At 70.4% G+C, this 16,771-nt stretch carries 14 protein-coding genes; 8 read left to right on the top strand and 6 right to left on the bottom strand.

Annotated elements, in window-relative coordinates; translation table 11 throughout:
- Positions 1 to 19 precede the first annotated feature (19 nt).
- Entirely contained in the window at positions 20 to 835 is an 816-nt protein-coding gene (locus tag AC1HFW_RS23785; protein ID WP_479285359.1) for a siderophore-interacting protein, read from the top strand.
- A 54-nt stretch (positions 836 to 889) separates the two neighbouring features.
- Here the strand turns inward: AC1HFW_RS23785 and AC1HFW_RS23790 are convergent, their stop codons facing one another.
- Positions 890 to 1,768 carry a LysR family transcriptional regulator gene (locus AC1HFW_RS23790; protein WP_061073147.1) on the bottom strand — a complete coding sequence of 293 codons (879 nt, stop codon included), beginning with the start codon at positions 1,766 to 1,768 and terminating at the stop codon, positions 890 to 892.
- A 105-nt stretch (positions 1,769 to 1,873) separates the two neighbouring features.
- Between AC1HFW_RS23790 and AC1HFW_RS23795 the strand changes: the two genes are divergently transcribed.
- The gene (locus AC1HFW_RS23795) at positions 1,874 to 2,734 is read left to right on the top strand and encodes an isocitrate lyase/PEP mutase family protein (protein WP_054429181.1); all 861 of its coding nucleotides are present in this window, start codon (positions 1,874 to 1,876) and stop codon (positions 2,732 to 2,734) included.
- A gap of 67 nt (positions 2,735 to 2,801) precedes the next feature.
- Here the strand turns inward: AC1HFW_RS23795 and AC1HFW_RS23800 are convergent, their stop codons facing one another.
- The 4 genes from AC1HFW_RS23800 to AC1HFW_RS23815 all read right to left on the bottom strand — a co-directional run bounded on the left by AC1HFW_RS23800 (position 2,802) and on the right by AC1HFW_RS23815 (position 10,463).
- Positions 2,802 to 5,690, bottom strand: coding sequence for a WG repeat-containing protein (locus tag AC1HFW_RS23800; protein WP_479285360.1), 2,889 nt, complete (start codon positions 5,688 to 5,690; stop codon positions 2,802 to 2,804).
- On the bottom strand, positions 5,687 to 8,788 hold the full coding sequence (locus tag AC1HFW_RS23805) for a WG repeat-containing protein (RefSeq protein WP_479285361.1): 3,102 nt from the start codon (positions 8,786 to 8,788) through the stop codon (positions 5,687 to 5,689). The genes AC1HFW_RS23800 and AC1HFW_RS23805 overlap by 4 nt, the downstream gene beginning before the upstream one ends.
- A gap of 184 nt (positions 8,789 to 8,972) precedes the next feature.
- A complete protein-coding gene (locus AC1HFW_RS23810; protein WP_479285362.1) occupies positions 8,973 to 9,536 on the bottom strand; it encodes an RNA polymerase sigma factor in 564 nt (187 codons plus the stop codon).
- A gap of 288 nt (positions 9,537 to 9,824) precedes the next feature.
- Complete coding sequence (locus AC1HFW_RS23815; RefSeq protein WP_061073152.1) at positions 9,825 to 10,463, bottom strand: response regulator; 639 nt, start codon at positions 10,461 to 10,463, stop codon at positions 9,825 to 9,827.
- 66 nt (positions 10,464 to 10,529) lie between these two features.
- Here AC1HFW_RS23815 and AC1HFW_RS23820 point away from each other — a divergent pair, with 66 nt between their 5' ends.
- Positions 10,530 to 11,936, top strand: coding sequence for a sensor histidine kinase (locus AC1HFW_RS23820; protein WP_479285363.1), 1,407 nt, complete (start codon positions 10,530 to 10,532; stop codon positions 11,934 to 11,936).
- Positions 11,937 to 12,090: 154 nt separating this feature from the next.
- Positions 12,091 to 13,281: an MFS transporter gene (locus tag AC1HFW_RS23825; protein ID WP_006391606.1), complete on the top strand. Its 1,191-nt coding sequence runs from the start codon at positions 12,091 to 12,093 to the stop codon at positions 13,279 to 13,281.
- Between the two features lie 45 nt (positions 13,282 to 13,326).
- Here AC1HFW_RS23825 and AC1HFW_RS23830 read toward each other — a convergent pair whose 3' ends face one another.
- Positions 13,327 to 13,707 (bottom strand): cupin domain-containing protein, encoded by a 381-nt coding sequence (locus tag AC1HFW_RS23830; RefSeq protein ID WP_479285364.1) that lies wholly within the window; start codon positions 13,705 to 13,707, stop codon positions 13,327 to 13,329.
- An 84-nt stretch (positions 13,708 to 13,791) separates the two neighbouring features.
- On the opposite strand from AC1HFW_RS23830, the gene AC1HFW_RS23835 reads away from it, so the two are divergent.
- The 4 genes from AC1HFW_RS23835 (at position 13,792) to AC1HFW_RS23850 (ending at position 16,746) form a co-directional block, all read left to right on the top strand.
- Positions 13,792 to 14,310 carry an SRPBCC family protein gene (locus AC1HFW_RS23835; RefSeq protein WP_116521056.1) on the top strand — a complete coding sequence of 173 codons (519 nt, stop codon included), beginning with the start codon at positions 13,792 to 13,794 and terminating at the stop codon, positions 14,308 to 14,310.
- A gap of 49 nt (positions 14,311 to 14,359) precedes the next feature.
- Positions 14,360 to 14,599 carry an Arm DNA-binding domain-containing protein gene (locus tag AC1HFW_RS23840; RefSeq protein WP_006391603.1) on the top strand — a complete coding sequence of 80 codons (240 nt, stop codon included), beginning with the start codon at positions 14,360 to 14,362 and terminating at the stop codon, positions 14,597 to 14,599.
- Positions 14,596 to 15,144, top strand: a complete 549-nt coding sequence (locus AC1HFW_RS23845; RefSeq protein ID WP_238891590.1) for an ureidoglycolate lyase — start codon at positions 14,596 to 14,598, stop codon at positions 15,142 to 15,144. Before AC1HFW_RS23840 ends, AC1HFW_RS23845 begins: the two co-directional genes overlap by 4 nt.
- A gap of 180 nt (positions 15,145 to 15,324) precedes the next feature.
- A complete protein-coding gene (locus AC1HFW_RS23850) occupies positions 15,325 to 16,746 on the top strand; it encodes a DUF1254 domain-containing protein (protein ID WP_479285365.1) in 1,422 nt (473 codons plus the stop codon).
- Positions 16,747 to 16,771 lie beyond the last annotated feature (25 nt).

Genomic DNA, 16,771 nt, shown 5'->3' on the forward strand with positions numbered 1-16,771 from the left:
CTATCCCATTGGAGACCCCATGACCCGTAGCGACCTGACTGTCGAACGCGTGCGCCATCCCCTGAAGATGCGCATCCTGACCGTGGCGCGCGTCGAGCGCATCGCCGGCCTGCTGGCCCGCGTTACCTTTACCGGCGAAGACCTGCGCGACTTCGTGTCCGCGTCCTTCGACGACCACGTGAAACTGTTTTTCCCCGCCGATCCGTCGCAACCGCTGCTGTTGCCCGAAGTCGGCCCCGATGGCATCAAGTTCCCCGACGGCGTGCCGCGCCCGGCCGCGCGCGACTACACTCCGCGCCGCTATGACGCCGCGCGCGAAGAGCTGGATATCGACTTCGTGCTGCACGGCGACGGCCCCGCCTCGACCTGGGCGGAGCAGGCCGAGGCCGGCCAGCGCCTGGGCATCGGCGGCCCGCGTGGTTCGTTCGTGGTGCCCAAGGGTTTTGACTGGCACGTGCTGATCGGCGACGAGACCGCGCTGCCCGCCATCGCCCGCCGCCTGGAGGAATTGCCCGCGACCGCGCAGGCGCTGGTGCTGGTCGAAGTGCCGGGCGCCGCCAACGAGATCCCGCTGCCGACCCAGGCGCGGGCCACGGTGCGCTGGCTGCATCGCGACGGCACCGCGGCCGGCTACAGCACTCGGTTGCTGGAAGCCGCGCGCGAACTGGCGCTGCCTCCCGGCGAAGGCTACACCTGGATCGCGGCCGAATCGGCCGTGGCCAAGGCGGTGCGTGAAATCATGGTGGCGCAGCACGGCGTCGACAAGAGCCGCATCCGCGCCGCCAGCTACTGGAAGCGCGGCGCCATCGCCGTGCACGAGTCGCACGACGATTGACGTTGCGGGGTTGAGGCCGCGGGTTGAAGCCGCGGGTTAAAGGCGCGAGCGCGCCTATCCCTGCGCCAGCGCCAGCAGGTTGGCCACGCGCCCGCCGGGCGCATCGTCGCGCACCACCAGGCCCAGCACCGCGCGCGGCCAGTCCAGCGCGAAGGGGCGGTAGACCACGCCGTCCGGGCGCAGGTGGCGCAGCGACGCGGGCACGATCGCCACGCCCATGCCGGCCGCCACCAGGTTCACCGCCGATGACAGCTGCGGCGCGCGCTGGCCGGGCAGGGGGTTCAGGCCATGCTGGCGGCACGCCGCCATGATGTCGGCGCTCAGGCCATAGCCGGACTTGCGCGAATACTGGATGAAGCGTTCCTGCGCCAGGTCGGCCGGCGCCAGCCGTTTGCGCCGCGCCAGCGCGTGGCCCAGCGGCAGCGCCACCACCAGCGGCTCTTCCGTCAGCTGCGTGAAGCGCAGGCCGCCGTCCATCGCGAACGGCGGCCGCACGAAGGCCGCGTCGATCTGGCCGTCGCGCAGGCGCGCCACCAGCGTTTCGCTGTCGTCCTGCGACAACGTCATTTCCACATCGGGGTATTGCTGCCGGTAGAGCCGGATCAATTCGGTCACGACCGGATGGAACGACGCCGATTCGGTAAAGCCCAACGACAGTTCGCCGACCTCGCCGCGCGCGGCCCGGCGCGCCGTCTGCACTGCGTCCTGCGCGCGTTGCAGGATGTCCTGCGCGCAGCCCAGGAAGGCGCGGCCGGCATCGTTCAGGCTGACCCCGCGGCCACGGCGGTCGAACAGCGGCGTGCCCACTTCCTCTTCCAGCTGGCGGATCTGCTGCGACAGCGGCGGCTGCGCCATGCCCAGCTGTTCGGCCGCGCGGGTGAAGTGCTGGGCCTCGGCCGTGGCCACGAAATAGCGCAGGTGGCGCAGTTCCATATTGGTATCCAGAAAGTACTGATTATCAATTTTCCATATATTGGACATTCTAGTGTGGCGGAACGATGATGCGGACATCCCCCCTTCGTTTCCAAAGGAATCCCCATGGCTTCGACTCCCACTCCCGGCGCGCTGCTGCGCCGCCATCTGGCCCAGGACATCGTGGTGGCGCCCGGCGCCTACGACGGCATGTCGGCCCGGCTGGTGGCGGCGGCCGGCTTCAACGCCGTCTACGCCAGCGGCGGCGCCATCGCGCGCGCGGCCGGCTACCCCGACATCGGGCTGCTCAGCTTCACCGAGGTCATGGACCGGGTCGAGAAGATCGTCGACGCCAGCGGCTTGCCGGTCGTGGCCGACGCCGACACCGGCTTTGGCGGCTCGGCCAACGTCGAGCGCACGGTGCGCATCATGGAACGGGCCGGCGTCGCGGCCTTCCACATCGAGGACCAGTCGTTTCCCAAGCGCTGCGGCCACCTGGACGACAAGAGCCTGGTGGATGCCGAGGAAATGTGCCGCAAGGTCCACATCGCGCGCCAGACGCTGGCCGATGCCGACACGCTGGTGATCGCGCGCACCGACGCCATCGCGGTGGAAGGCTTCGACGCCGCCATCGCGCGCGCCGAGCGCTATGTGAAGGCCGGCGCCGACATGGTGTTCGTCGAGGCGCCGGAAACGCTGGAGCAGATCCGCGCCATCGCAGACCGTCTGCCGGGCCTGAAGCTGATCAACATGTTCTATGGCGGCAAGACGCCGCTGGTGCCGCTGCCCGACCTGGCCGCCATGGGCTACCGCCTGGCGATCATTCCGTCGGACCTGCAGCGCGCCGCCATCCACGCCATGCAGGCCACGCTGGCGGCGATCCGCGAAACCGGCGACAGCAGCGCGCTGGCCGACCGCCTGACCAGCTTCAAGGAACGCGAAGAGATCGTGCAGACCCGCCGCTACCTGGCGCTGGACGCGCAGTAGCAAGGGTTGCCGCGAGCGGATCCAACGCAGGCGGGACGCGCGCCGGCTCGAGCCGGCGCGCGCGGCCTTACTGGCGGCAGCGCTGCGGCATCGACAGCGGCCACAGGCGCTGGTTGTAGCTGCCGTAGAGCGTGCGGACGCCGCATTCCAGGGTGACGCGCGCCACCATCGTGCCGCGTTCGTCCAGGATCATCGAGAACTCCCGCGTCGACACCACGGCGCGCTGGTTGGCGTAGGCCGAGGCCCACAGGTAGACCGGCGCGACCGCCAGCCGGCCCTGGCCGTCGGCATAGCCGTAGCCATCGCCGACCAGTGCCGGCGCCAGGCCATCGTGGCGCGGGCCGAGGTAGTCGAAGGTCGGTCCGCCCGCGACGCCCTTTTCATTGACCGCGCGCATGCTGCCGTTGGGCAGCACGATGGCCGCCTGGCCTTCCGAGAACGAAGTCGCGGTGCCCGGCAGCGTCAGGCGGGTCTTGCCGGTGGTGTCGGCGTAGAGGGTGATCGGCTTGCCCTGGGCGTCCGCGCCGGAACGCAGCAGCCAGGCCGATCCCGCCGGCCAGTACCAGTCTCCGGCCGGCAGGCTGGCCACGGTCTTGCCCTGTTCGTCGATCAGGCGGGCGCCATCGTCGCCGCTCAGCAGCGCGCGCGCCGGCTTGCCCTGGAACGAGGTGCCGGCCACCGCGCCCGGCGCGATCTGCCAGCGGCCCTGGCCGTCCACGTAGCCGTGGCGGTCGGCGCGGCGGATGGCGAGCCAGGTGCCCATGGGGGTGTAGCTGGCGTCCTGCAGGTCGAGCGCGTCGGAGGCATCGGGCGCGACGATCCAGCGGTTTTTCTCGCTGTAGGCCAGGTAGGCGCCGCTGCCATCGCGCGAGACGTCCAGCGCCGGCTGGAAGCTGGTCAGGACGCGCCCGTCGCGATTGAACAGCGCGGCGGGGCGGCGGTAGTCGTCTTCCTGCGAGCCCGCCTGGTACATCAGCCACAGCTTGTCGCTGACGTAGCGGGCGTCGTTGTGGCGCGGCGGCACGATCCATTTGCCCTGCGCGTCGATCACGCCGACCTTGTCCTTGCCCAGCGAGGCGGCCGCGCGGCCGTCGTGGAACGCGCCGATGTACTGGAAGGCCGGGGCCGACACTTCTTTGCCGGCGACGAAGTCGTACAGGCCCCACGGATCGCCCTCGGCCGCGGTCTTCAGGTAGCGCACCAGTCCCGGCGCGACGACCTCGGCCTCGAAGTAGTCGGGCAGCGCGTAGGTCTTGCCGGCGCGGTCGATGAGGCGCGTCTCGCCCTTGGCGTAGATCAACGCGTAGCCGTGCCGGAAGGCGCCGATGTGTTGTTGCGGCGGCAGGTCCATGGGCTTGCCGCGGCCGTCGAGCAACTGCATGCCCGCTTCGGTCTGCGCGGCGAAGCGCAACTGGTCGGCGGTCAGGGATTCAGCGGCGGAGACGTCGTCCTGCGTGTCGCTGTCGCGCGGGCCGTCCAGCGCCACGACCTCGTCCCAGTCCTTGTGCGTGGCGACGCTGCCATCGGCCAGCAGCAGGCCGGCGCCGCCTTCCGTGCAGTGACAATAGCCTTGCCCGAGCAGGCCGAGCGGGCCATCGACCACGTCCAGCGGCATGTCGCGCAGTTGCGAGCCTTGCGCCGCCTCGACCGCCTCGGGTTGCAGCACCGCGTGGCCGTCGGCGTCGATGGCGTTGAGCAGCTGGCCGTCCTGGCTGGACAGCCACAGCTTGCCCTGGCGCACCGCCAGCCGGCCGGCCTGCGCCAGCCACGGCGGCGCGCTGTCGCCCTGCAGCCAGGCGCCCTTGGGCGTCAGCAGGCCCGCGACATTGCCGGCCTTGTCGCGGAACAGCAGATAGCCGCCTTCGTTCTGGTCGGGCTTGATGTCGCGGCTGCCCAGCGTCAGCGCGTCGGGGCGTTCGGGCACATAGGCCTTGAGCGTGTCGCCCGAGACATAGACCAGCGTGTTGTCGTAGATGTCCGAGGCGTTCGCTTCCTCGTTGGTGAGCGTGGCGATCTGCTGGCCGTTCGCGTCCAGCAATGCATAGCCCTTGGTCGGCAGCTGCGCGCTCCAGAACGCCTTGCCCACGCGGCCCAGGCGCTGGTAGCGCTTGCCTTCGCCGATCAGCGCGCCCTTGTCGTCGATCAAGACCACTTCATCGTCGCCGATGCCGAGCGCCAGCGGGTCGTCCTTCTGCCGCGTGATATCGCTGAACTTGGGCTCGACCCGCCAGTTCCAGTCGGCGTCGAGCAGGCCGTACATGCCATGGCTGTCGATGCCGACGAACAGGTCCTTGCCGTAGCCCGACACCACCCGCAGGCCGTCTTTGGCGTAGCGGCGTTCGCCGTCGGCCGAGCGGTATTCCTCGCGGTAGGTGACGGACAGTTGCGCCGGCCGGCCTTCGCGCAGGCTGACGTGCTCGACGCTGGCGTCGAGCGCATCGCCCACGGCTTTGCCGGCGCGGTCGATCAACTGGTGCTGGCCGTCCAGCGTCACCACCGCCAGCCCGGCCTCGACGAAGTCGCCCGCGCTGTCGTAGCGCGGCGGCACCGCCATCTTGCCCTTGCCGTCGATATAGCCCCACTTGCCTTTCCAGCGCACCGCGGCCAGGCCATGGTGGAAGTTGCCGACGCGCTCGAACTGCGGATTGACCACGAGCTTGCCGTTGCCGTCGATGAATCCCCAGGCGTGCCGCCGCAGCGACTTGTCGGTCGGCACGCGGTCGATTTCCTCGAGCGAGGACGGCAGCAGCACCGCGGCGCGGTTGTCCAACAGCGGGCCGATGCAACCGACGGGGCTCTCGTAGGCCAGCAGGTCACGGCCGGTCATGGCCGGATCCATCAGGCCATCGACGCACGGAATGCCGTCCTGGCGGTATTGCGCATGGGCGGACAGGGACAGGCCGAGCGCGGCGACGGCGCAGGCGATGCGGGTGGCGTGAAACGCGCGTGTGCTCATGATTGTTCTGCTTTGGCGGATTCGGGGACGGGCGCGTCTTCGGCCTCGGTGGCCTCGGGGCAGGTCAGCTTTTCGCGTGGCCAGGTCACGCGTTCCTGCGCGTCCAGCACGATCACCTGGCCGCACAGCAGGCCGAACAGCGCGGTGGTCTTGCCGCGGGTGTCGATGAATTCCAGCAGGCGATCGCGGCGCACCAGCGCGCGGCCCTCCTTGAAGTCGCTGGCCCAGCCGAACTCGGGCGGGATCACGTAGCGGCCGGTCAGGTCGATGTAGCCGAGCAGCTTGCCGCTGCGCTGGTCGCGCCGCGCCAGCGCCAGGCCGTCGCGCAGCGGACCGAGCCGGTTGAAGTAGGGGCCGACGATGCGCTTGCCGGCGGCATTGACGAAGCCGTAGCGGTCGCCGCTGCCGCGGTAGGCCACGACGCCCTCGCCAGCGGTGCGCTCCTCGACGCTGAACTCGCCCTTGAATCGGGTGATCTCGCGGCCCTGCAGGTCGGTCATGACGCTTTCCGCCGAGTCGCGGTCGCGGAAGATCACCCGCTGCATCGACGCCAGCGGCGTGCCGTCGCCGCGCTTCTCGAGCAGGGCCTTGCCGTTCTGGTCCATCAGGCGGTAGCGCTGGCCGTCGTAGACGCGCGCCAGGCCCTCGGGCTGCACGAAGAACGGGTTGAACTCGCCATAGCCGGCGGAGACCTTCAGATTGCCGCGCGCGTCGATGGCGCCGTTGCGCGAGCGGTATTGCACGTAGATCCAGTCGCCGAACTGTTCCTTGCGGTCGGGCACGCCCTCGAACAGGCGGGTCATGCCGCCGTCGGCGTCGAACAGCAGCGTGGCGCCGTCCTTGCCCTGGCCCAGATAGCGGCCCTGCTTCAGGTCCTGCGGCTTTTCGTGCAGCACCACGCTGCGCTTGCCGGTGCGCAGGTTGATCAGGCGGTAGTCGTCGCTGTAGCCCGAGTCATCCTTGCTTTTCGGCTCGCGCACCAGCAGGTAGCCGTTGCCCAGGTAATCGAGCGCGTAGCTGCCGGCATAGGTGGCGGGCACGATCCACTTGCCATGGCGGTCGATGACGCCCCAGCGCTCGCCGTCCTGCGCCTTGGCCCAGTCGTCCTGGAAGTCGTCGATGCGCTCGAGCGTCGGCGCCACGGCGGCGCTGGCGCTGCGGATGTTCCACAAGCCCCAGCGGCGGTTGCGGCGCTCGTCCAGCTTGTAGAAGTAGAGCAGGTCGCCGTCGATCTTCTCGCCGTTGACCTCGACATGCGCGGGCAGTTTCTGCGGGTTGCCGTGGGTGTCGATCAGCACCGCCTCGTCGCGGCTCATGGCCGGCGTGCGCGCCCAGCTGTAGGCGCCCTTGAAGCCGCCGATGCCGGCGTAGGTGGGTGGCAGGATCCAGTTGCCCTCGGCGTCGATGGCGCCCACCGTGCCCTTGCGCGTCTTCACCAGCAACGGCGCGGCGGCGCCGTAGTTATTCATGTCGTCCCAATCGGGATTGATGACGATCTTGCCCGAGCGCGTCAGGATGCCGGTCGGCTGCTGGTAGTCGTTGGGCCGCAGCAGGGCCAGCGGCAACTGTTCGGCGCCGGGCGCCGCGTCGCGCGATCGGCCGCCGGTGTTTCGCGGGGAGAAAGGCAGCACGCGGTACTGGCCCAGGCGTTCGACCGTCTCGCTGTCCAGCAGCGGCGTGCCGTCGGCGCGATAGATCTGCCTGAGCGTGGCTTCGCTGTCGGTGCCCGGCACCTGGACGGCGGTGGCGGCTTGCGTGGCGGCGGCCGTGGCGCTATCGGCCGCGGCATCGGCGGCGGCCGGCGCCGCATTGTCGGCCGTCTCCGCGACCGCGGCGGCCTCGACGGCCGGCCCGGCGGCGTCGGCGGTCATCGGCGCCGGCGCGGCGTCCGTGAGGGCGGGCGCCATCGGCGGCGGCGGATCCGCCGGTCCGGCCTGCGCCTCGGCCGGCGCCGCGGCGTCGGCAGGGTCCGTCTCGTCGGCCGGCTTGGCCGCGTCGCTGGCGAAGGCGTCGTTCGGACCGTGCCCATACAGCCAGGCCAGGCCGTCGCTGACGGTGACACGGCCAAAGGCGGCCGGCGTCACCAGCACGTTGCCGCCGGGGGCGACCATCACGACCGCGTCGACGTCGGACAGCACCTTCCAGTCGCCGCTTTCCTCCACGCCCACGTAGGGGTTGGTGAACGTGCGCATCGGCCGCAAGTCCGCGTCCAGCAGCACGTACTGCGCCTTGTCTCGCGGCTTGGCCAGCCACAGGCCGGCGGCGGGCTGCGCCACGCTTTCATAGCGCTCCCTGGACAAGGGCGAGCCGTCGGGGCGCACGAATGCCCAGGCGTTCTGGCGGTACACGGCCAGCGTGTCGCCGTCGCGCAGCGGCGGCTGCTCCGAGCGCAGCACATCGGGCGCGATGGCCCATTTGCCATTGGCATCGAGCAGGCCCCACAGGCCGCCATAACGCGAACTGCGCCGCTGCGCCGGCAGGTAGCCGGCGACGGGCCGGTTCAGCATCATCACGTCGCCGGGCAGCGTCATGGCGCGGCCGGTCGCAGTATTGAACAGCCGCGGCGCCTGCGGCACTTCCATCGCCGCCAGCTTCTGGCCCGGCTCGAAGCCCCACGAGCGGGTGCCCAGCTCGAAGGTCTTGACGATCTGGCCCTGGCGATTGACGAGCAGGTCGCGCTCGTCCTCCTCGACCAGCGCGGTGCCTTCCGCGTTGAAGCCCGAGGCGCGCGTGAAGCGCGGCTTGATGACCCATTCGCCGCGCTTGTCGATGAAACCCCACAGCCCGTCTTGCTGCACCGCGGCCAGGCCGTTCTGGAACGACTCCGCTTCCTGGAAGGCGGGCGTGATGACCATCTGGGCCTGCTTGTCGATGTAGCCCCAGGTGCCGGCCGTGTCGTCCGCCTTGCCGGTCAGCACGGCGGCCAGGCCCTCGGCGTAGTCGCGGTTGCAGGACACGTCCGGGGTGATCGCATAGGTGCGGCCGACGCAGTCGCGTTGCCAGTCGGCGAATTCGTCTTCGGCGTGGACGGGGCTGGCCCACAGGCCGGCCAGCGCCACGGCCAGCGCCAGCGGCCGCAGCATGACGGCGCGCCTCATGACGCGGCCCGAGCGGTGACGGACGAAGGAGCAATCAGGGGGATCGAGCGAAGCCGGACGTGCCGCATGGTGGTGATGCCTGCCAAAGGGGAACGAAGGCAGCACTGTAACCAGCAGTAGCAGGCAAAGAAGCGACAAATGTAACGATAGAAAACGAACCGTTAACAGCGCGCCGGCAGGCGTCTCAATCGTCGAGCCACGCGCCCTGCTGGCGCATGCGCGAACGCAGCAGCGACCGCGCCCGCGACAGGCGGCTGCGCACCGTGCCGATCGGCAGATCCAGCCGCGCCGCGGCTTCCTCGTACGACATGCCGTCGGCGCAGATCATCACCAGCACGTCGCCCAGGTCGGGCGGCAGGGCGGCCAGCGACCGGTCCAGGATGCGCAGCGTCTGCATCAGCTCGGTGCGGGCGGCCGGATCCGAGCGGCGGTCATGTTCCTCGACCAGGGCGTCCTCGCTTACGAACGCGTAGCGCCGTTCGGGCGCGCGCGACAGGTGGTTGCGGATGAGGTTGCGGGCGATGCCGAACAGCCAGGTCGACGGCTTGCTCTCGCCGCGGAAGCGCTCGTAGCACGACGACATCTCGACGAAGGCCTGCTGCGTGATCTCGTCCGCGTCGGAGCTGTTGCCCACCTGGCGCAGCACGAAGCGGCGCAGGCGTTCGGATTCGTCCCGCACCAGCTGGCTGACCGGATCGGCCAGCGGCGAGGAGGGAATGGCGGCGGACGGACAGGAGGCGATGGGCATGGTGGCGGTGCTGCGGCTCGTGGACGGGGACGCCCGCGGCGTCGCGGCGGGCGCGCACGTGTCCTGCGCGATCCGGAGAAGCCGCGCGGGGAGGGGGCGTGGGGGCGTGCGGTGCAGCCCCGCGATCTCCCATGGCCCTGTCGGAAAGAGAAAGCGGATGCTGCGAAACCAGTCTACGTTTGGAAGATTCGGTAGCAAATACGGCGCGTGCCGTATTTTGGCCAGCGCCGTGGGGCGGCGCTCAGGCAGGCGCCGCCGGGATCAGGCGCCGGGCAGGCGCCGTCCGGATCAGGCGCTGGGCAGACCCAGCCGCACCGCGTAGGCCACCAGTTCGGCGGTGCTGTGCAGCGCGAGCTTGCGCATCAGGTTCTCGCGATGCTTGCGCGCCGTCAGCGGGCTGATGTGCAGGGCCGCGCCGATCTGCGCGGCGGTGGCGCCCTGCGCGGCCAGCGCCAGCACCTGCTGCTCGCGCCGCGTCAGGGTCTCGGCCGGCGCCGGCGCGTGGGTGGAGCGCGGCTGGGCCGGGCGGCCGGCCTGGCCGTCGTGCAATCGCTGGATCGCGGCCATCAGCTCGCGCGAGTTGCCGGTCTTGGCCAGGTATTCATCGGCGCCGGCGTCGAGGATCGCCTGGCGGCTGCGGGCGTCGGTATTGGCGGTCAGCACCATGATGTGCAGGGCGGGATGGCGTTCGCGCAGCGCGCGCACCCAGCCCGAGCCCGCCACGCCGGGCATGCCCAGGTCCAGCACCAGCACGTCGGCGCCGTGCGCGGCCAGCAGCGCCAGCACCTGCTCGCCGGTGGCGGCTTCGTCGATCGAGCCGATCATCGCGCCCGCCTGGCTCAGCACCATCTTCAGGCCCTCGCGCACGATGCCATGGTCATCGGCCAGCAGGACGCGCAGCAGGGGAGGCGGGGAGGTCGGGGTCATGAAGGCGGTAAGGGCGCCGCGGCTTGTGTCAGAATGATGCACCATTATAGGGACCGATCCAGGCGCATGACCGCCCCTGCCGCGCTATCCCCGCCCCATCCGCCGGGCACCGCCGCCCCGCACGCCGGCCCCGTCGCCGACGCCGTCGCGACCGAGCTGGCCACGCTGCTCTACAAGCAATCCTATGGCGTCCTGTTCGCCAATTTCGCCGTCGCGCTGCCGGTGCTGTACGTCATGCGCGAGGCCGCGACCGCCGGGGTGCTGGCGGCGTGGATCGGCGCCGTATATCTGCTGACGCTGGCGCGCGTGATCGTCTGCCGCCGGTTCCTGCGGCGCGCGGCCGGCCCGGTGCGGCCCTGGGTGCGCGGCTTCTGCCTGCTGTCCTGGACCTCGGGCCTGCTGTGGGGGCTGGCGGGGCTGCTGGCGGTGGCGTCGGGACAGGACCTGCTGCTGGCGTTCGGCTGCGTGATGCTGGCCGGCATGTGCAGCGGCGCGGTGCCGTCGCTGTCGGCCTATCCGCCTGCCTACGTGGGATCGGCGCTGGGCATGGTGGCGCCATTCATCGCCGCCTGCCTGGTGGCGGCCGACGGGCTGCACCTGGTGTACGCGGCCTTCGGCGTCTGCCTGCTGGCGGTGAACCTGTACTTCAGCGCGGTCACCTATCGCAGCCTCAAGACCACCGTGGCGCTGCGCTTCGAGAACAGCGCCCTGATACGTAGCCTGGAACACGAACGCGACCGCGTGGCCGAGGCCGACCGCGCCAAGACCCGCTTCCTGGCGGCCGCCGGGCACGACCTGCGCCAGCCGGTGCACGCGCTCGGCATGTTTACCGACATCCTGGCCAGCCGCGCCGAGCAGGGCAGCGTCACGCCGCAGGACGCCCTGCACGTCGCGCGGCGCCAGCAGGGCGTGCTCGACGGGCTGAACCGCCTGCTGGACGGCCTGCTGGATGTGTCGCGCCTGGACGCGCACCTGGTGCGCCTGGAGCGCCGCGCCGTCGCGCTCGACGCCCTGTTCGACGACATCCGGCTGGACTATGAGCCGCAGGCGCGGGCGCGGGGCCTGCGCCTCGTGGTGGCGCCGACCTCGCTGGCGCTTCAGACCGATCCGGCATTGCTGCGCCGCATCCTCGACAACCTGCTGGGCAATGCCCTGTCGTACACGCCCGCCGGCTGGGTGCTGCTGTCGGCGCGCGGGCGGCGCGGCGGCGTGCTGATCCAGGTCTGGGACACCGGCGTGGGCATCGCGCCTGAACTGCGGGAATCCGTTTTCACCGAGTTCACGCGCGGCGCCGGCGGCCCGGCCGCGTCGCCGGGCAACGAGGGGTTGGGCCTGGGGCTGGCCATCGTGCGCCGCTTGACGGACCTGCTGCATGGCGACATCTCGCTGCGCTCGGCGACCGGCAAGGGTTCGGTGTTCTCGCTGTGGCTGCCGGCTGGCATTCCCGGCGCGCATGCAGCCGGCGAAAAATAATCACTTGAAGCGCGGCCCGGGCGCCCCTGTAATAGCGTCATCCATCCATCCGCACGGGATCGACGTCCCACGCCCGAGGTTCGCCATGTCCGTCGCCGCATCGTCCGTCGCTTCTCCGGCCGGCCCCGCCGCCCCGTCACGCAACCTGTGGCTCATGGTGCTGGCGGGCGGCATCGTCATGGGCCTGGCGTTGGGTGTGCGCCACGTGCAGGGCCTGTTCCTGCTGCCGGTCACCATGGACCGGGGCTGGTCGCGCGAAACCTTCGCCATGGCGCTGGCGGTGCAGAACCTGACCTGGGGCGTGGCGCAGCCGTTCACGGGCATGATCGCCGACCGCTTCGGCTCGGCCAAGGTCATCCTGGGCGGACTGGTGTTCTACGCCTTGGGCCTGGCCGGCATGGCGCACGCCGCCACGCCCGCGGCCTTCATGTGGAGCGCCGGCATCTGCATCGGCATCGCGCTTTCCGGCACGGCGTTCGCCGTCATCTACGGCGCGCTCAGCCGCCTGGTGCCGCCCGAGCGGCGCGGCTGGGCGCTGGGCGTGGCCGGCGCGGTCGGCGGGCTGGGACAGTTCACCATGGTGCCCGCGGCGCAATGGCTGATCGGCGGTTCCGGCTGGGTCGGCGCGCTGCTGATCTTCGCGGCGGTGCTGGCGGTGGCCATGCCGCTGGCGTTGCCGCTGAAGGAAACCTCGCGGCGCGCGGCGGGCGTCGCTGCCGTTCCCGACCAGCCGCTGGGCGCGGCGATCCGCGAAGCCTTCGCGCAGCCCGGCTTCTGGCTGCTGAACCTGGGCTTCCTGGCCTGTGGCTTCCAGCTGGCCTTCATCGGCACGCACCTGCCGGCCTACCTGATGGACAAGGGGCTGCGGGCGGCGGACGCGGTCGCGGCGCTGGCCATCATCGCGCTCGCCAATGTCGCCGGCACCTATGTCTGCGGCATCCTGGGCGCGCACCATCGCCGCAAGTATCTGCTGGCCGGCATCTACCTGCTGCGCACCGCCGCGATGGCGCTGTTCTTCCTGCTGCCGCTGTCGCCCGCGTCGGTGTACGTGTTCGCGGCGGTCATGGGCTTCGTCTGGCTGGGCACGGTGCCGCTGACCAACGGGCTGATCTCGCAGGTGTTCGGCGTGCGCTACATCACCACGCTGTTCGGCTTCGTCTTCTTCGGCCACCAGGTGGGGTCGTTCCTCGGCGTCTGGCTGGGTGGCGTGGTGTACGAGGCGACCCATTCGTACGACCTGATCTGGATCGGCGCGATGGCGCTGGGCGTGCTGGCGGCGGTGCTGCATTGGCCCATCGACGACCGCGAGCTGCCGCGCATCCGCGCCGCCGTCGCGGCGGGCTGACCGGCGCGGGGCGCCACCAAGTGCCGCTGCGCGGCCTTGCGAGCCTCAGACCGGCCGGTGCTGCGTGCCCGCGCCCATGGTGATGTGCAGGATGCGACAGGACTCCACCACCTTGAGCGTGTGCCACGCGCCGCGCGGCACCACGTAGGCGTCGCCCGCCCGCAGCCTGGCCACCTGCGTGCCGGCGGGGCCCTCCAGGTGCAGCTCGGCCACGCCGGACATCAGGCGCACGATCTCGTCGGCTTGCGGATGCATCTCCCATTGCGGCCAATCACGGGCGCAGGTGTATTCCGACACCAGCCAGCCGAGGCCGTAGCGTGCCAGGTCCTCGTGCGATTGCGACCAGAAAGCGTCGCCGCCCGCGAGCGGGGTGGCGTCGCCGGTGGCGTCCAGGAAGACGTACTGCGATGACAGGTCAGTGGGCATGGCGGTCTCCAGAGCGGGGGCAATAGGCGTTATAACAGCGTCCAGGGCCGCATCGACGGCGCCTCATCGTGGCCAGGAGTCCGCATGCAGATCGAATCGCGTTGGTTGTTCCCGTGCGAGCCACAGCACATCTGGCCGCACTTCCTGCATGCGCGCATGGACGACAGCCGGCCCTTGCTGTTCCGCCTGGGCGTGCCCAAGCCGATCAGCTGCAAGGTGCTCGAAGGCGCGCCGGCCGTGGGCCATACGCGCCAATGCACCACCGATCGCGGCACCATCGACCAGCGCATCCTGGTCCTGCAGCCCGGCGAGCGCCTGCGCTACCAGATGCAGCGCAGCACGGTCTGGTGCGCCCACTGGGTCGGGACGCTGGTCGATACCTTCGAATTGACGCCGTTGCCCGGCCAGGGCACCGAGGTGCGCCGGACCACGCAATTCGAGGCCGCCGGCCGCTGGCGCTGGGCCAAGCGCCTGGGCTTGTGGGCGGGGCTGCGCCAGGCCCATGCCTACGCCAGCCGCAATTGGCGCAGGCTGGCGCTGGCCAGCCAGGCGGCTCACGAAAAGGGCGGCGAAGCGGCTGGAATAGTCGAAAAACTGCGATAATCCGGGTCTTTCCAGGGGGCGCCGGCTCGCATCCGGCGTAGGTGTCGGCATGAGCAAGGGATTCGACGGCGTCCGTCCGGCATCCGAATCGTCCATCGAGATCGGTTTCTTCTACCAGGGCCGCCATTGCGTGGAGCGCATCCGCGTCAAGCCGACCGCCGCCAACCTCAAGCGCGCCGCCGAACGGCGCACCGCCATCCTGGCGGCGATCGCGCGCGGCGACTTCGACTACGCCGCCGAATTCCCCAAGCGCACCGCTGCCGCCCCATCCGCCAAGGACGAGACATGACCAGCGTTGCCGCATTGCCCGTATACGACCTGACCGCCGATGCCTTCGCGTCCTATGGCTGGATGCTCGGCAAGCCGATCCCGCAGGGCAACGGCGTGCCGCTGTTCAGCAACGCCGCCACCGACTTCTGGCAGGAACACGTCTTCAACACCGGGGCCGGCGGTGACGCGGAGGTGCTGTGGGTCAACTACCGTAGCGCCTCGCCCGAGGTCGCCAGCCTGGAAAAGCACCTGCTGACGCAGCAGGCGATCGTGCCGCTGACCGGCGCCATCATCCAGGTGGTGGCCCGCAGCGCGGCCGATGGCAGCCCCGACTTGGCCACGCTGGCGGCGTTTCGCGTCGATCCCGGGCAAGGCGTCTGCATGCGCCCCGGCTGTTGGCATGCCACGCGCGTGGCGGACGCGGAAGTCACCTGCCTGATGCTGACCCGCCGCTCGACCACGCTCGACCTGATCCAGCACCTGACCACCGACGCCTCCGCCAGCGAAAGCGCGATCACGCCGATTGCGCCGCGCCAGCTGCAAGCCCTGCATTTGCCGGACTGAATCACCGATTCGCGTTGCGTGCCAGGCGCCATGCGCCTGGGCGGTTTGCGCAAAGTCGGGTCGTCATCCGCGCGCGCTATCCCGAGCGTGGTGAAATGTGCCAGAATTTGTGCGACTGTTTTTGTCGCGACGCCGCCGCCATCCGGGCGTTGCCAACCGCTTCCCGTGTTGGAGCATGGAATGCGCATACGCCCCGCTGGCGCTCGATCGACCCGCTATGTTCGCGGCCTGCTTGTCCTGACGTTGTGCACCGGCGCGGCCGGCTGCAGTTTCACCTCGTCCGATGCGGCGACGGGGGCGCAGTACGTCGGCATCGATGGCGTGTCAGCGCCCGAGGCGCGCCGCATCGCCAAGGAAGCCTATGTCTACGGCTATCCCATGGTGGCCAGCTACCAGGCCATGTACGCCGCCAGCATCGACCGGGGCAATCCCCATTACCGCGGGCCGTTCAACACCCTCGGCCGCGCCGAGCCCGCGCCGGACGACGCGCCGCAGTTCTCCGCCGTGCTGGACCTGCGCGCCGAGCCCGTCGTCATCAGCGTGCCGCCGATGGAGGCCAGGCGCTACCACGCCTTGCGGCTGACCGACCTGTATGGCTACAACTTTGCCTATATTGGCAGCCGCGCCACGGGCAATGGCGGCGGCAAGTATCTGGTGGCGGGGCCGCGCTGGAACGGCGCCGCGCCCAAGGGCATGGCCACGGTGATCCGCGCCGAGACCGAGCTGGTGAGCCTGGCGGGGCGCATCCAGCGCTTCTCGGCCTCGGACCAGGCCAACGTCAAGCGCATCGAGGCCGGCTACCGCATCCAGACGCTCTCGGCCTACCTGAAGAAGGCGCCGCCCACGCCGGCCACGGTGGAGTGGCTGGCGCCCGAACCGTCCGCGCAGATGCGCACCTCGCTCGAGTACTACAACCAGCTGGGATTCCTGCTGCAGTTCGCGCCGGTGGCGCACAGCGAGAAGACGCTGCGCAAGCGTCTCGACAGCATGCGCATCCGGCCCGACGCGCCAGCGGTCACCGACCGCAGCAATCCGCGCCTGCGCCAGGTCATGCAGGAAGGCATGCACGATGGCCAGAACGAGATCGACAAGCGCCGCCTGGCGCTGGACGGCAAGGCCGATACGCTGTTCGGCGACCGCCGCACGCTTGGCAACGACTACCTGGCGCGCGCCACCGGCGCGCAGGTCGGCCTGGGCACGGACAGCCGCGAGGAATCGATCACGGCGGTGCTGGCCACCGACGCCGCGGGCCAGCCGCTGGATGGCGCCCAGCCGTATACGCTGCGGTTCGCGCCGCGCGCTTTGCCGCCGGTCAATGCGTTCTGGTCGGTGACGCTGCAGCGCCCGGCCGGGGCCACGCAGGCGCCTCACGCGGCCCGACGCACGCTGGTCGATTCGTCCATGCTGCCCGCGCTCAAGCGCGATCGCGATGGCGGGCTGACGCTGCACATCCAGCCCCAGACGCCCGGCAAGGGCGGCGAGGCCAACTGGCTGCCGGCGCCGGCGGGGTCGTTCACGATCACGCTGCGCTATTACTGGCCCAAGCCGGCCTTGCTGGACGGCAGCTGGCAATCGCCGCAACCGCAGCGCGTCGGGCTGTAGCATCCGCTCGGGCGGCGCCGGGCAA

Source organism: Achromobacter sp. ISS7, from assembly GCF_056523125.1.

Bases quoted from the DNA above. Each gene is read 5' to 3' on its own strand.
- AC1HFW_RS23825 (WP_006391606.1), top strand. From the start codon at position 12,091: ATGGTGCTGGCGGGCGGCATCGTCATGGGCCTGGCGTTGGGTGTGCGC.
- AC1HFW_RS23850 (WP_479285365.1), top strand. From the start codon at position 15,325: ATGCGCATACGCCCCGCTGGCGCTCGATCGACCCGCTATGTTCGCGGC.
- AC1HFW_RS23845 (WP_238891590.1), top strand. From the start codon at position 14,596: ATGACCAGCGTTGCCGCATTGCCCGTATACGACCTGACCGCCGATGCC.
- AC1HFW_RS23840 (WP_006391603.1), top strand. From the start codon at position 14,360: ATGAGCAAGGGATTCGACGGCGTCCGTCCGGCATCCGAATCGTCCATC.
- AC1HFW_RS23820 (WP_479285363.1), top strand. From the start codon at position 10,530: ATGACCGCCCCTGCCGCGCTATCCCCGCCCCATCCGCCGGGCACCGCC.
- AC1HFW_RS23805 (WP_479285361.1), bottom strand. From the start codon at position 8,788: ATGAGGCGCGCCGTCATGCTGCGGCCGCTGGCGCTGGCCGTGGCGCTG.
- AC1HFW_RS23810 (WP_479285362.1), bottom strand. From the start codon at position 9,536: ATGCCCATCGCCTCCTGTCCGTCCGCCGCCATTCCCTCCTCGCCGCTG.
- AC1HFW_RS23800 (WP_479285360.1), bottom strand. From the start codon at position 5,690: ATGAGCACACGCGCGTTTCACGCCACCCGCATCGCCTGCGCCGTCGCC.
- AC1HFW_RS23815 (WP_061073152.1), bottom strand. From the start codon at position 10,463: ATGACCCCGACCTCCCCGCCTCCCCTGCTGCGCGTCCTGCTGGCCGAT.
- AC1HFW_RS23830 (WP_479285364.1), bottom strand. From the start codon at position 13,707: ATGCCCACTGACCTGTCATCGCAGTACGTCTTCCTGGACGCCACCGGC.
- AC1HFW_RS23790 (WP_061073147.1), bottom strand. From the start codon at position 1,768: ATGGAACTGCGCCACCTGCGCTATTTCGTGGCCACGGCCGAGGCCCAG.
- AC1HFW_RS23785 (WP_479285359.1), top strand. From the start codon at position 20: ATGACCCGTAGCGACCTGACTGTCGAACGCGTGCGCCATCCCCTGAAG.
- AC1HFW_RS23795 (WP_054429181.1), top strand. From the start codon at position 1,874: ATGGCTTCGACTCCCACTCCCGGCGCGCTGCTGCGCCGCCATCTGGCC.
- AC1HFW_RS23835 (WP_116521056.1), top strand. From the start codon at position 13,792: ATGCAGATCGAATCGCGTTGGTTGTTCCCGTGCGAGCCACAGCACATC.